Annotated in this window: 12 protein-coding genes; 2 read left to right on the forward strand and 10 right to left on the reverse strand. The window is 60.7% G+C overall.

What is annotated here, in order from left to right; genetic code table 11:
- Nucleotides 1-105: 105 nt before the first annotated feature.
- Nucleotides 106-633: a peroxiredoxin-like family protein gene (locus SULPSESMR1_RS09610; RefSeq protein ID WP_089420614.1), complete on the reverse strand. Its 528-nt coding sequence runs from the start codon at nucleotides 631-633 to the stop codon at nucleotides 106-108.
- Between the two features lie 111 nt (nucleotides 634-744).
- Here SULPSESMR1_RS09610 and SULPSESMR1_RS09615 point away from each other — a divergent pair, with 111 nt between their 5' ends.
- The gene (locus SULPSESMR1_RS09615) at nucleotides 745-1,935 is read left to right on the forward strand and encodes an NAD(P)/FAD-dependent oxidoreductase (RefSeq protein WP_089422263.1); all 1,191 of its coding nucleotides are present in this window, start codon (nucleotides 745-747) and stop codon (nucleotides 1,933-1,935) included.
- Here the strand turns inward: SULPSESMR1_RS09615 and murD are convergent.
- The 9 genes from murD to SULPSESMR1_RS09660 form a co-directional block, all read right to left on the reverse strand.
- Complete coding sequence (gene murD, locus SULPSESMR1_RS09620; protein WP_089420615.1) at nucleotides 1,932-3,350, reverse strand: UDP-N-acetylmuramoyl-L-alanine--D-glutamate ligase; 1,419 nt, start codon at nucleotides 3,348-3,350, stop codon at nucleotides 1,932-1,934. The two genes, SULPSESMR1_RS09615 and murD, sit on opposite strands and share 4 nt — an antisense overlap.
- A gap of 112 nt (nucleotides 3,351-3,462) precedes the next feature.
- Nucleotides 3,463-4,545 carry a phospho-N-acetylmuramoyl-pentapeptide-transferase gene (gene mraY, locus SULPSESMR1_RS09625; RefSeq protein ID WP_089420616.1) on the reverse strand — a complete coding sequence of 361 codons (1,083 nt, stop codon included), beginning with the start codon at nucleotides 4,543-4,545 and terminating at the stop codon, nucleotides 3,463-3,465.
- Nucleotides 4,546-4,586: 41 nt separating this feature from the next.
- Nucleotides 4,587-6,023 carry a UDP-N-acetylmuramoyl-tripeptide--D-alanyl-D-alanine ligase gene (locus tag SULPSESMR1_RS09630; protein ID WP_089420617.1) on the reverse strand — a complete coding sequence of 479 codons (1,437 nt, stop codon included), beginning with the start codon at nucleotides 6,021-6,023 and terminating at the stop codon, nucleotides 4,587-4,589.
- Nucleotides 6,020-7,504, reverse strand: coding sequence for a UDP-N-acetylmuramoyl-L-alanyl-D-glutamate--2,6-diaminopimelate ligase (locus SULPSESMR1_RS09635; protein ID WP_089420618.1), 1,485 nt, complete (start codon nucleotides 7,502-7,504; stop codon nucleotides 6,020-6,022). The genes SULPSESMR1_RS09630 and SULPSESMR1_RS09635 overlap by 4 nt, the downstream gene beginning before the upstream one ends.
- A gap of 17 nt (nucleotides 7,505-7,521) precedes the next feature.
- Nucleotides 7,522-9,312, reverse strand: a complete 1,791-nt coding sequence (locus SULPSESMR1_RS09640) for a peptidoglycan D,D-transpeptidase FtsI family protein (protein ID WP_089420619.1) — start codon at nucleotides 9,310-9,312, stop codon at nucleotides 7,522-7,524.
- Nucleotides 9,309-9,653, reverse strand: coding sequence for a cell division protein FtsL (ftsL, locus tag SULPSESMR1_RS09645; RefSeq protein ID WP_089420620.1), 345 nt, complete (start codon nucleotides 9,651-9,653; stop codon nucleotides 9,309-9,311). Before ftsL ends, SULPSESMR1_RS09640 begins: the two co-directional genes overlap by 4 nt.
- On the reverse strand, nucleotides 9,654-10,628 hold the full coding sequence (gene rsmH / locus SULPSESMR1_RS09650) for a 16S rRNA (cytosine(1402)-N(4))-methyltransferase RsmH (RefSeq protein WP_089420621.1): 975 nt from the start codon (nucleotides 10,626-10,628) through the stop codon (nucleotides 9,654-9,656).
- Nucleotides 10,629-10,631: 3 nt separating this feature from the next.
- Nucleotides 10,632-11,123: a division/cell wall cluster transcriptional repressor MraZ gene (mraZ, locus tag SULPSESMR1_RS09655; protein ID WP_089420622.1), complete on the reverse strand. Its 492-nt coding sequence runs from the start codon at nucleotides 11,121-11,123 to the stop codon at nucleotides 10,632-10,634.
- A gap of 801 nt (nucleotides 11,124-11,924) precedes the next feature.
- A complete protein-coding gene (locus SULPSESMR1_RS09660; RefSeq protein ID WP_089420623.1) occupies nucleotides 11,925-13,001 on the reverse strand; it encodes an Mrp/NBP35 family ATP-binding protein in 1,077 nt (358 codons plus the stop codon).
- A gap of 112 nt (nucleotides 13,002-13,113) precedes the next feature.
- Here SULPSESMR1_RS09660 and SULPSESMR1_RS09665 point away from each other — a divergent pair, with 112 nt between their 5' ends.
- Nucleotides 13,114-13,464, forward strand: coding sequence for a DUF1127 domain-containing protein (locus SULPSESMR1_RS09665; protein ID WP_240311322.1), 351 nt, complete (start codon nucleotides 13,114-13,116; stop codon nucleotides 13,462-13,464).
- Nucleotides 13,465-13,714 lie beyond the last annotated feature (250 nt).

The following is a 13,714-nucleotide window of genomic DNA, read 5'->3' on the forward strand; positions in this document are numbered from 1 at the left end:
GCCTCGGGTCGCCCCTTTGCGGGGTCTAAGCTTCATCATAGCGGGAAAAGTCGCTACGGGCTAGTGTGTTTCACCTTAGCCTGTCGCTTGGCACAGCACCGCCGATCACCCGCGCGCGCGGGTGCCGCGAACGGGATAATTCTTTTCGCGCACAAAGGTGATACCGCGCAGCAACGCGTCAAGATCGGGGCGCGCAAAAGGGGCATTCGACACATCAACGATTTGCAGATTTCCGTCCGCATTCACCACGAATGTGCCCGGTTCGGCAAAGGGGCGGTCGGTCTCCTGCGCGCTGCGCGGGTTCGAGATATACAAGCCCAGTTGCGCCATCTGGTCGGGGCTAAGATCATAGGCCAAGGGCAGCTCAAGTGCCTGATCCTGCACCATAGTCTGCGCCTTATCCAGCGGGTCCGCCGAGACGGCGATGATTTCCACACCCTGATCGTAGAAGGCCGAAGCCATCTCTTGCAACTGCGACAGATAGCGTTTGCAGATCGGACAGTGCAGGCCGCGATAGACCACCACCACCTGCCATTCGTGGCCGTTGTGCGGCTTGCCCAGCGTGCGGGCGCCACCCCCGACGGTTTGCAACTGGATCTGGGGGAATGGTGTACCGGCATCAAGTGCGATCATGGGGCGGTCCTTTCAGAATTGCGTTGCACCCTACCTATGCCTTGGGTGGCCATCATCAAAGCCTTTCAGCGGTTTCTTGACCGCACCCGCACAATCAGGCAGGGCAGAGCGATGCAAATCGACACGTTGATAATAGGCGCCGGAGCAGCCGGAATGATGTGCGCCGCCCATGCTGGCGGGCAATCGGGTAAGCGCGTTGTCGTGGTCGATCATGCCAAGGCACCGGGCGAGAAAATCCGCATTTCGGGCGGGGGGCGTTGCAATTTCACCAATATGTATTGCGATCCACAAGCGTTCATTTCGCACAACCCGCATTTTGCGAAATCGGCTCTGGCACGGTATACGCAATGGGATTTTATCGACCTGATCGACCGGCACGGCATTGCCTGGCATGAGAAAACGCTGGGTCAGTTGTTTTGCGACGGATCGGCCAAACAGATCGTGGCGATGCTGACCGGAATGATGGCCGATGCAGGGGTGACGTTGCATTTGCAAACTTCAGTCACCCATGTTGCAAAGTCTGACAGGGGGTTTGCAGTATCTTTGCAAACTCCCGACGGCGCTTTGCAAATCCAGGCGCGACAACTGGTACTGGCCTCGGGCGGCAAGTCGATCCCGAAGATGGGTGCGACCGGTCTGGCCTATGACATCGCGCGACGATTCGGCCTGCCTGTCACTGACACACGACCCGGACTGGTGCCATTCACCTTTGCCGAAGGGCGGTTTGTGCCGCTGGCCGGGGTCGCGGCCCCGTCGCGGATGGTGGCGGATGGACCTGCCTTTGACGAGGCGGTGCTGTTCACCCATCGCGGCCTGTCCGGCCCTGCGGTGTTGCAGGTGTCGAGCTATTGGCGCGAGGGCGATCCCGTGACGCTCAACCTTGATCCCGACGACACCATCGCCCCTGCCCTGCGCGCGCAGCGCCAGCACTACGGGCGGCGCAACCTGACGACGGAACTGGCAACACATCTGCCATCGCGGCTGGTGGAGTTCATGAAGGACGACTGGGCGCTGACCGGCAATCTGGCAGACCAGTCCGATACCCGCATCGACGCGCTGGTGGATCGGATCCAGAACTGGCAGCTGATGCCCTCCGGCACCGAAGGCTACCGCACCGCCGAAGTCACATTGGGCGGCATCGACACCGATGCGCTGTCGTCGAAAACCATGCAGGCCAAGGATGTTCCGGGCCTTTATGTCATCGGCGAAGCGGTGGATGTGACCGGCTGGCTGGGCGGCTACAACTTTCAGTGGGCCTGGGCGTCGGGCATGGCGGCAGCGCGGGCGATTGCAGCGCTTTAGACTGTTTCGACCGGATCCAATCCCAGCCGCGCCCTGACCTCGGCCACGAAATCATCGCCGCGTTTTTCAAAGCTGTCGTATTGGTCGAAACTGGCCGCCGCAGGGGCCAATAGCACGGTATCGCCTTGTTCGGCATCGACAATCGCGGCCTCGACCGCCTGTGCCATCGTGCCGCAAACCTGCGCTTCGGCGTCCAGTTGCACGGCAAAGGCCGCAGCCTCGCGCCCGATCACATAGGCTTTGCGCACTGCCCCCGACACGGCGTTCAACGGACCAAGCCCGCCCTCTTTTTGCAAGCCGCCGCAGATCCAGCGGATGTTCTGGAACGCTTCCAGCGCCTTGACCGCGCTGTCCACATTGGTGGCCTTGCTGTCGTTCACATAGGCCACGCCCCCCGCCTCAGCGATCAGCTGGCTGCGGTGCGGCAAGCCGCCAAAGCTGTGGAACGCGGCCTCGATCACGCGCGGAGCCAGCCCCAGAGAGCGGCAGGCGGCAAAAGCTGCGCAAGCGTTCTGGTGGTTGTGCGCGCCCGGCAATCCCTTGACGCTGCGCAGGTCGATGGATGCCACCTGTTTGCCCTTGCGATATTCCGACAGAAAGCCTTTGCGCGCAAAGATGTTCCAGCCGGGGCCAGCCAGTTTGGCGGCGACGGAAATGCGGATCACGCGGTCATCGGTTGGCCCTTCGGCCAGTTGCCCCGCCAGAAAGCGTCCCTCGGGTTCGTCCACGCCGATCACCGCGCGGTCGGGGCCGCCTTCGGCGAACAGGCGGCGTTTGGCCGCAAAATAACCACCCATGCCCGCGTGCCGGTCCAGATGGTCGGGGCTGAGATTGGTGAACACGGCCACGTCAGGCGTCAGGCTGCGGGCCAGATCCGTCTGGTATGATGATAACTCCAGTACCACCACGCCGCCGTCTTCGGGCGGGTCGATGTCCAGCACGCCGCGCCCGATGTTGCCCGCCAACTGGCTGTCACGGCCCGCTTCGGTCAAGATGTGATGGATCAGCGCCGATGTGGTCGATTTGCCGTTTGAACCGGTGATCGCAACCACCCGCGGGGCCGTGTCAAAGGATGCCCATGCGCCCGTGGCAAAACTTTGGAAAAACAGGCCGATGTCATTGTCGACTGGCACGCCCGCCATTTGGGCGGTGGCGATGATGGCGTTCGGTGTGGGGTAAAGATGCGGGATTCCGGGGCTGACAATCAGCCGCGCGATGTCCTCAAATGCGCTGGGATGGTGCAAATCCTGAACGCAAAGACCTTCGGCCTCGGCCTTGGATCGGGCTGCGGGGTTGTCATCCCAGCACAGGGGCACGGCACCACCTGCGGCCAGCGCACGGGCAGCAGACAGACCCGAACGGCCCAGCCCCAGAACAGCGACACGCGCACCTTGCAAACCTTGAACGGGGATCATCGAACGCAATCCTTTGTGATATATGGTGCGGGGCAGCGGCCCCTGTCCTGCCCTTGTGAACAGTGACCACCAGACATTGTTTCAATCCGGAAAGGGGCATGTACCAGCATGATTACCGAAGCTTGAGCGTGGCAAGACCGATCATCGCCAAAATCAGCGAGATGATCCAGAAGCGGATGACAATCTGCGGTTCGGCCCAGCCCTTTTTCTCGTAGTGGTGATGAATCGGGGCCATCAGGAACACGCGTTTTCCGGTGCGTTTGAAATAAAGCACCTGAATGATGACGCTCAGCGCTTCGACCACAAAAAGACCGCCAACGATAGCCAGCACCAGTTCGTGTTTGGTGGCAACCGCAATCGCCCCCAGCGCGCCGCCCAATGCAAGACTGCCGGTGTCGCCCATAAACACCGCTGCGGGTGGTGCGTTGTACCACAAAAAGCCCAAGCCCCCGCCGAACAGGCCAGCGGTAAAGATGAGAATTTCGCCGGTGCCGGGAACATAGTGGACGTCAAGGTATTCGGTAAAGTCGACGCGGCCCACCGTATAGGCAATAACGCCCAGCGCGCCTGCGGCGATCATCACCGGCATGATGGCCAACCCGTCCAGACCGTCGGTCAGATTGACCGCATTGGCCGATCCGACAATTACAATGATCGCGAAGGGTACAAACAAATACCCAAGATTGATCAACGTGTCCTTGAACACCGGCAGGGCCAGTTGGTTTTGAAGCTCGACAGGATGGTAGAGCGCCGCGACATAGCCCGCGATGCCCGCAATGATAAAGCCCAGCAACAAGCGAACCCTGCCCGAAACACCTGCGGTCGTCTGCTTGGACACCTTTGCGTAATCATCGGCAAAACCGATGAGGGCAAAAGACATCGTGACAAACAGCACGATCCAGATGAATGGGTTGTCCAGCCGCGCCCACAGCAGGGTCGAGGTCAGCAACGCGCCCACGATCAGCAGCCCGCCCATCGTTGGTGTGCCCGCTTTGACAAAGTGTCCTTCGGGGCCGTCATCGCGGATTGGCTGGCCTTTGCCCTGAGTGCGGCGCAGCACGTTGATCAGCGGCAGACCAAAGATAAAGCCGAAAAGCAGCGCCGTCAGAAAGGCTCCGCCAGCGCGGAACGTGATATAGCGAAACAGGTTAAAAAAATCGCCACCGTCCGACAGCGCGGTCAACCAATAGAGCATTTCAGGTGTTCCAACTCATTCTTTTGTGGCCCGAACTGTGTTCAGGCGTTTTCGACCGGATGGCCCATTTTGCGGATAGCGTCAACGACAAGCGCCAGTTTCATGCTGAGCGAGCCTTTGGCCAGCACAACATCGCCAGCATCCAGCCGCGAACGCAGCACTTTCGCCATTTCTTCCGAGGTTTCGCACCAGCGGCCCCGCTGGTGTTCGGGCAACGTATCATAAAGCGTACGCATCAGCGGGCCGATGCAATGCACGCGGTCGACCTTTTCCATCGCGTCCAGATCGGCCAGACCTGCGTGCAGTTTCTTGGCATCGCTGCCCAGTTCCATCATATCACCCAGCACCGCGATGCGGCGGCCACGGCGCACGCGACCGGTGTCATGGGTGACTTCGGCGGCGGCTAACACGTCAAGGGCGGCAGCCATCGAGGTTGGATTGGCGTTGTAACTGTCGTCGATCAACTCAAGCGTCAGATCGCGCTCTACCGGATCAAGGAATATCGTCTCGCGCGCGCCGCGCCCTTTGAACGGGGTCCAGCGGCCAAGGCTTTGGGCAGCCAGTGCCAGATCGGCACCCAGTTCGGCACATGCGGCCAGCGCGCCCAGCCCGTTCATCGCGAAATGCTGGCCTGCCGTGGCGATTTTGAACACCAGCGGGCTGCCGTCCACTTCGGCCTGCACCACGGTGGTGTCGCTGTGCAATTGCACGTCTTTCAGAACGTAATCAAAGCCGTGCCAGCCAAAGCCCACATCCTTGCGTTTGGCGTCCAGCGCCTTGGCCTGAAGGATGGCAGCGGTTTCCACGTCGTTGTTCAGGATTGCCGAGCCGCCGTATTCCAGCCCGTCGATGATGCTGGCTTTTTCGACGGCGATGCCGGTGATGTCGTCAAACGCCTCGAGGTGGGCCGCGGCAACGGTGGTGATCATCGCCACATGCGGACGCGCCATACGGGCCAGCGGCGCGATCTCTCCGGGGTGGTTCATGCCGATCTCGATTACCGCATATTCGGTATCTTGCGGCATCCGCGCCAGCGTCAGCGGCACGCCCCAATGGTTGTTATAGCTGGCGACAGAGGCATGGGTGCGCCCTTGGTCGCCCAACATCGCAGCCAGCATTTCTTTGGTCGAGGTTTTGCCGACGCTGCCCGTGACCGCCACAACGCGGGCACGGGTGCGGGCACGGCCCTTGCGGCCCAAAGCTTCCAGCGCCTTGAGCACATCCGGCACCACCAGCAGCGGTGCATCATCAGCCACGCCCTTTGGCACATGGCTGACCAACGCGGCAGCGGCGCCTTTTTCCAGCGCTGCGGCGACGAAGTCATGGCCGTCGCGCACGTCTTTCAGCGCCACAAACAGATCGCCCTTTTCGATGGTGCGGGTGTCAATCGATACACCGTTTGCGATCCAGTCGGTCGTAGCGGTGCCGCTGGTGGCTTCTGCGGCTTCTGCAGCAGTCCATAGGGGCGGGTTGGTCATGTCAGACGTCCTTCCAAAGCAGCGACAGCCAGACTGGCCTGTTCCGCATCGTCAAATGGCAGCACATCGTCGCCGACAATCTGCCCGGTCTCGTGGCCCTTGCCTGCGATCAGCAACGCGTCGCCCGGTTCCAGCATATCAACACCGCGCAGGATCGCTTCGGCGCGGTCCCCGACTTCCAGCGCATCTGGACAACCTGCCATAACCGCCGCGCGGATCATGGCCGGATCTTCTGAGCGCGGGTTGTCGTCGGTGACGATCACCAAATCGGCATTGGCCGCGGCCGCAGCGCCCATCAGCGGGCGTTTGCCCGCGTCACGGTCACCGCCAGCGCCCACAACGGCAATCAGGCGGCCCATCACATGCGGGCGCATTGCCGACAGCGCGGTTTCAACCGCGCCGGGGGTGTGGGCATAATCAACAAAGACCGCAGCCCCGTTTTCACGGGTGGCGGCCAGCTGCATCCGGCCCTTGACCGTGACCAGATGCGGCAGCGTGTCGAACACATGATCCGGTTCGGCCCCACAGGCGATGACCAGACCTGCGGCCAGAGCCACGTTGTCGGCCTGAAAATCACCGATCAGGTTCAACCGCGCCTGATAGACCTTGCCGCGATAGACCAGCCGTATGTCCTGCCCCGTGGCGTCCATACGCTGGCCTGCCAGATGCAGATCACCGCCCGCGCGCCCCACCGTCATCACCTGCTGGCCGCGTGCCTTGGCGATGGCGGCCATATCGACACCGCGTTCATCGTCGATGTTGATCACGGCGATGCCGTCCTCGGGCAGCACACGCGCGAACAATCCTGCCTTGGCGTCGAAATAGGCGTCAAAGCTGTGGTGATAGTCCAGGTGGTCCTGCGTAAAATTGGTAAAACCTGCGGCGCGCAGCACAACGCCGTCCAGACGCCGCTGGTCCAGCCCGTGCGACGAGGCCTCCATCGCGGCGTGGCTAATACCATGCTGGGCAGCAGCAGTCAGGGTACGGTGCAGGGTGATCGGTTCGGGGGTGGTGTGGGCCAATGGCGCGGTCCATGCGCCCTCGACTCCGGTTGTGCCAAGGTTGATCGCAGCCAACCCCATTTCGATCCAGATCTGGCGCACAAAGGTCGAGACCGAGGTTTTGCCATTGGTTCCGGTGACAGCCACCATCACCTGCGGTTGCGCACCAAAAAACAGCGCGGCAGTGCGGGCCAGTGTCTCGCGTGGTGTATCAGAGACCACCAGCGCAGCGTCGGAACCGGCCAGCGCGTCGCGCGCCAGCTCTGCCCCCACGGGGTCGGTCAGAATGGCCGAGGCACCGCGCTGCAATGCCCCCTCGATAAAGCTGGCACCGTGAACGCGGCTGCCGGGCATGGCGGCGAACAACGTGCCCTCGCGGACGTCGCGGCTGTCAACGCACAGGTTGACCAGCGGCGGATTCGCCCCCGACGTGGACATCAGCCCCAGAGAATTCAACGTGATACTGCGGGGCGTGACCATAGAGATGCCTTTTCGGCTTAGTTGCTGCTGGTCAGCGTTATATCAGCCAGTGTGGTCGGTTCAACGGTTGGTCGCAGGCCCAACAGCGGTGCCAGTCGGCGGATCATCTCGGCAGCCACGGGCACGGCAGTCCAACCTGCGGTGCGGCGCGGTTTGTCGCCGGATGTCTCCACCGGCTCGTCCAGCGTAACGATCAGCACATATTTCGGATCATGCGACGGGAACATGCTGGCAAAGGTCGCGATGTTCCGGTCCTTGTAATAGCCGCCCTGCGGTCTGGGTTTATCTGCTGACCCTGTCTTGCCACCCACCGAATAGCCCGGAACCTCACCAAAGCTGGCAGTACCCGAAGTGACCACTTTGCGCAGCATGGCGCGGGCAGCTTCGGCCGCACGCGCGCTCATCACCCGCTCGCCTTTCGGGGTGAGCCCGTCTTGCTTGAGGATGGTGGGGCGCACGGCAAAGCCGCCATTTGCAATCGCGGAATACCCCGCAGCCAGTTGCATCGCCGAAGTAGAAAGCCCGTGTCCATAGGAAATGGTGACCGCACTCAGATCAGTCCAATTTTTCGGCAACAAGGGTTTGCCTTGGGCGGCCTCGACAATCTCGAAGGGTGTGGCGTCCAGAAAGCCCAGCGATTTCAGAAAGCTCTGCTGACGCTCCACCCCGATTTGCAGCGCCAACCGGCCCGAGCCACGGTTGGACGAATGCACAATCACGTCGGACACGCTGAGCATACCGTAATTCTTTTGACGAAACTCACCAATGGGATAGCCGCCCACCCGCAACGGCGGCGCGGTGTCGATCATGGTTGTGGGCGTTACCAACCCCAGTTCGACCGCTTGGGCGGCTGCAAAAATCTTGAACACCGAACCAAGTTCGTAAACCCCTTGCACCGACCGGTTGAACAGCGGGCTGTCCGACGGGTCGCCTGTGAGCGCAGGGCGCGGGCGGTCGTTGGGGTCGAAGGTGGGCAGCGACACCACCGAGACAACTTCACCGGTATGAACATCCATCAGAATTGATGTGGCCCCCTTGGCGTTCATCAGCTTCATGCCGCCCCACAGCACCTGTTCGGCAGCGGCCTGAACGGTCAGGTCCAATGACAGGGTCAGTGGTTTGCCCGCATTTGCAGGGGCGCGCAGATAGTCGTCAAAGTATTTCTCGACACCTGCCACACCGATCACCTCGGCGGCGCTGACGCCTTCTTTGCCAAAAGAGGCGCCGCCCAGCACATGGGCCGCCAACGTGCCGTTGGGATACAGACGCAAGTCACGCGGACCAAACAACAGCCCCGGATCACCGATCTCGTGTACGGCCTGCATCTGCTCGGGGCTCATTTTCTTTTTGATCCACAGGAACTTGCGCTTGCCTGTAAAGTCACGAACCAGTCGGTCGTGATCCAGATCAGGGAAAATTTGCACCAGCTTCTCAGCGGCACCCGTCGGGTCGATCATATGGGGCGGCTGCGCATAAAGCGCGTGGGTTTCAAAGTTGGTGGCCAGCAGCCGCCCGTTGCGGTCGACAATATCGGCGCGGGCGGCAGAAATCGCAGACCCCGGCGCGTAGGCGCGCGGCTCCATCGGCTCGGAAATCGACAGCAGGCCCATGCGGGCCCCCACCACGACAAAAGCGCAGACAAAGAACAGCCCGAGGATCAACAAGCGGCTTTCGGCGCGCGCACGCATCCGGTCACGCATTTCCTCGTGGCGGATACGCTTGTTCTCGCGCTCGATCGCATCCGGGTTTTCACCGTTGGCGCGGGCGGGCAGGATGCGCGCCAGCGGGCGCAGGGGAACGCGGATCATTCGCTTGCCTCCATAGTGGACACATCCACCGGATTGGTGATCGGCAATTCCACGGGGGGTGGATAGGCGACCTGATCAATCAGACCGAATTGTTCAGGGGCCAGCGGCAACAGGCCCAAATTGTCAAAGTTGATGTCGACCAGATCGCGCAGGCGCGAGGGCCGGTTAAGATAGGCCCACTCGGCCCGCAACACAGCCAGCCGCGCGTGGGCGCGCTGGATGTCATGGTGCAATTGTTCGGTTTCGGCAATTGCCCGTTGCGTCGCGTAATTCTCGCGGTAAGCCCAAAAAGCCAAACCTATGACGGAGAGAACTGTCAGGATGTAAAAGACCGATCTCATTTACTCGAACACTCCTGCCGTGTGCGGCATACCAATGGATTTTGCGTCAATCCGGCCCGAAGGCGCGTCGGTGCGCGTGGCAATCCGCAGCTTGGCCGAGCGCGCGCGGGGGTTGGCGTCAACCTCGTCCGCGTCGGCGGCGATGGCTTTGCGGGTTTTCTGGTTGAATTGTGCGGCTTCGGTTTCGGTTTCAGGGGCATAGCGGTTGGCGTTGGCCTGACTGCCGGTGCGGGCCGTCAAAAAGCGTTTGACCATCCGGTCCTCGACCGAATGAAAGGTGACAACGGCCAGTTGCCCGCCGGATTTCAACGCCCGCTCAGCCGCCATAAGTCCCTGATAAAGCTCACCGTATTCGTCATTTACCGCTATACGCAACGCTTGAAAGCTGCGGGTGGCGGGGTGCGATTGGTTTGGCTTGGACCGTGGCAGGCAGGATTCGACGATCTTGGCCAGACGCAGGGTTGTGGTGATGGGTGCCACATTGCGTTCGCGAACAATCGCCTTGGCGATGCGGCGGCTGGCGCGTTCCTCGCCATAGTGGAACAGGATGTTGGCCAGCACAGCTTCGTCTGCGGTGTTAACCAGATCGGCAGCTGACGGGCCATCCTGACTCATCCGCATGTCCAGTGGTCCATCGCGCATGAACGAAAAGCCGCGTTCGGCAAGGTCCAGTTGCATGGAACTGACACCCAGATCCAGTACAACACCGTCCAGATCCTGTGCATATTCATCCAGCTTGGAAAACACGCCCTGCTGCATCACGATCCGGTCGCCATAATCGCCCGCCCAGCTTGCAGCCATGTCAAAGGCCAGCGGGTCGCGGTCGACGGCAATCACGCGGTCGGCACCAGCGTCAAGCAGCGCACGGGTATAGCCCCCTGCGCCAAAGGTTCCGTCCAGCCATGTCCCTGTGATGGGTGCGCAGCCGCGCAGAATGGCGTTGATCAGAACCGGAATATGTGGCCCCCCAGCCATGATCTAGTCCAGTTCCCCGTCCAGATATACGGACGGATCAAGGTCTGGATCAAAGCCTTCTTCTTCCAGCGCGTCATGCACTTCATCGAACCTGTCGGGGTTCCATATCTCGAACGTATCACCCGAGGCCGCAAAGCGTGCCATGTCGGTCAGGCCGATCTTTTCACGCAATTTCGCAGAAAGAACGATGCGGCCTGTGTCATCCACCACGGTCTCGATGGCCTGCGTCGAATACAGACGCTCCATCGCCTTGCGCTTGGCCGAGCCGCGCGGATGTTTCGAGATTTTATCGTCAACCTCGTCCATAGCTTCGATGGTGAACCCTTCGAGGTAATCGCGGGTTTTGCCGCCATAGACGATGATGATGCGGGGCGGCAGGCCGTCTTTCCATTCGGGGTCGGACCCTTCGATCACACGGCGAAACGAGGCGGGGATAGAGACCCTGCCCTTTGCGTCCACCTTGTGGTCGCTTTCGCCTCTGAACCTGCGTGCCATCTGGCCTGGTCCGTCCCAATGTTGCGCCCGTTTGGATCGGGCTTTGTGTGTCTCGCGCCCCCGCGAATGCTGTCCCCGGTGCTGGAATTAAAAACGGCGGGTTGATCTGCTGCCACTGATCAACCCGCCGCCTGTCCCGCTTGGCGGGATGTCCAGCTGCGCGCGCCACCTGGGGGGATGTCTGCTCGCTCGCGCGCCGGATCTTTGGTCTGATGAAAGCGAGGTGCCTGTATGAAACCTGCTAGAGTCTTGTTTGTCTGCGTGGGGTCGTTTGGTGCCCCTTGTCTCGATCTCATCCGATGAACAATTGATGGCATGGGAAATCATGGGCGGCAATAGTTTTTTATGGGACAGAGCCACTAACTGTGGTTCGAACGAGATGTTGCGCACAACATATTGTGGGTAAATATCGGCGGATTTTGGCTTAATTTGTTTAATTCAAAGGCTATACCACAATATCTAGTGCAGCCATGCTCCACAAACTACGGACCCATGAATTCCCAAAAAACTTACCCACAGAAGCAGGTGGTATTCCATGTTTCCGTTACGTTCTCAAACGGTTTTGCCAAACGGCGGCGGAATCAATTCCAAATACCCGGGTCACAGCCCTGTGATTCGGTTTTTCAGGTCAAATTCATGAAAACGTCCCATGATTTCCCACAATGCCCGTGTACGCGCATGCTGTTCCCATGAAATCCCGGAACTTGCGCGCCTTGGTCGGGTAAAAGGGAAATCGGCACCAAGCGCCGGGCGCGGTTTGTACATATAGTGTAGAAAACTGTACGGTGGCGAGGTTCGGGATCAGGCCATGCCGCCGTCGATCAGCCCCTTGGCGATACGGGCATAGGCCTGTGCCATCGGACCGTCGCCTGCGGCCACGGGCGTGCCGTTGTCGCCCGCCAGTCGCGTTTCCAGATCAATCGGCAAGGCCCCAAGCAAGGGCACGCCCATCTTGTCGGCTTCGGTGGCCACGCCCCCTGTCCCGAAAATCTCGTGCTGGGCGCCACAATCCGGGCAGATAAACATCGACATATTCTCGATCAGACCCAATACCGGCGTTTTCAGCGTCTTGAACATATCCAGCGCCTTGCGCGCGTCGATCAATGCCACATCCTGCGGCGTGCTGACCACGATGGCACCGGTCAGTTCGGATTTGGTACACAGGGTCAGTTGCACATCGCCGGTGCCGGGTGGCAGATCGACAATCAGCACGTCCAACTCGCCCCATTGCACCTGCCCCAGCATTTGCTGCAAGGCCCCCATCAGCATCGGACCGCGCCAGACGACGGCCTTGCCCTCTTCCATCATGAAACCGATGGACATCAGAGTGACGCCATGTGCGTGCAACGGAATGATGGTTTTGCCGTCGGGCGATGCGGGGCGTTTGTTTACCCCCATCATGCGCGGCTGCGAAGGGCCGTAGATATCCGCGTCCAGCAGGCCAACCTTGCGGCCCTGTTTGGCCAGCGCCACGGCCAGGTTCGATGAGATGGTGGATTTTCCGACGCCGCCTTTGCCCGAGCCGATGGCCAGAATACGCTGGACGCCGGAGGGTTTTGTCGGACCGGCCTGCGGTTTGGGGTGACCCCCGATTTTCAGGCTGGGTGGCGGTGTGGACGGTTTTGCAGCAGGTCCGTGGGCGGTGAGCGCCACTTGCACGCTTTCTACTCCCGGCACGGCGGCCACAGCGGCCTGGGCTGCATCGCGCACAGGGCCCATCGCTTGTGCGGCCTCGGGTGTCGGTGCCTCGATGACAAAGCGCACGGCGCTTCCGTCGATCTGGATGGCACGAATCAAATCGTTGCTGACGAGGTCGCCACCATCAGGCAGGGCGACTCGTTTCAGCGCGGCGGAAATCAGATCGGGAGTAAGTGTCATGTGTAACCTCTGTTCGGAGCCATTGTTGTGGCACTTGGGGCCGCATGTGCAACCCCTATCGGCAGACCTGCACAAGCCTTGGGCAGTTTGCAAAAATAGGTCAGCGTTCCCTATGCATTTGCTGCATGGCAGCATTGTTGATACGTCTATTGTGCAAGCGCAGCATTACGCTAAATTCATTGCAAGACGAACGCAAACGAACATCAAACACACATCCGAGGCACCGAAGAACATGGCCTACCTGAATCAGACCGCAACAACATACAGCAGCTTGACCGAGCGCCTGCTGGCAACAACTGCCCGCATTCTGGACGCCGCAGCTGAACGCCAGGCAAAACGCGCTGTCTACCGCAAAACATTTAACGAGCTGGCAAGCTTGGGTGATCGCGATCTCGCTGATCTCGGCCTGCACCGCTCACACATCCGCCGGATTGCGACAGAAGCAGCCTACGGCGACAAATAATAGAGTTCGGACATTTCCACCTCCTCCCGGAAATGTCCGTCACAACGCGGCGGTATCTCTCCTCCTCCCTGATGCCGCCGCACTTTTTCCCCGATCAAACGGGGATACGACATCGCTGCAGGGTCTCTCCTCCTCCCTGACCTGCGCAGTGACTAACGCGGCGACACCGCTCCTCCCTCAGGTGTCGCCGCACAAGATACCCCGGTCAAACGGGGGCACAGATCGCCATTCGGGTCTTTCCTCCTCCCTG

Source organism: Pseudosulfitobacter pseudonitzschiae (genome assembly GCF_002222635.1).
In the GTDB taxonomy this organism is placed as follows: Bacteria; Pseudomonadota; Alphaproteobacteria; order Rhodobacterales; family Rhodobacteraceae; genus Pseudosulfitobacter; species Pseudosulfitobacter pseudonitzschiae_A.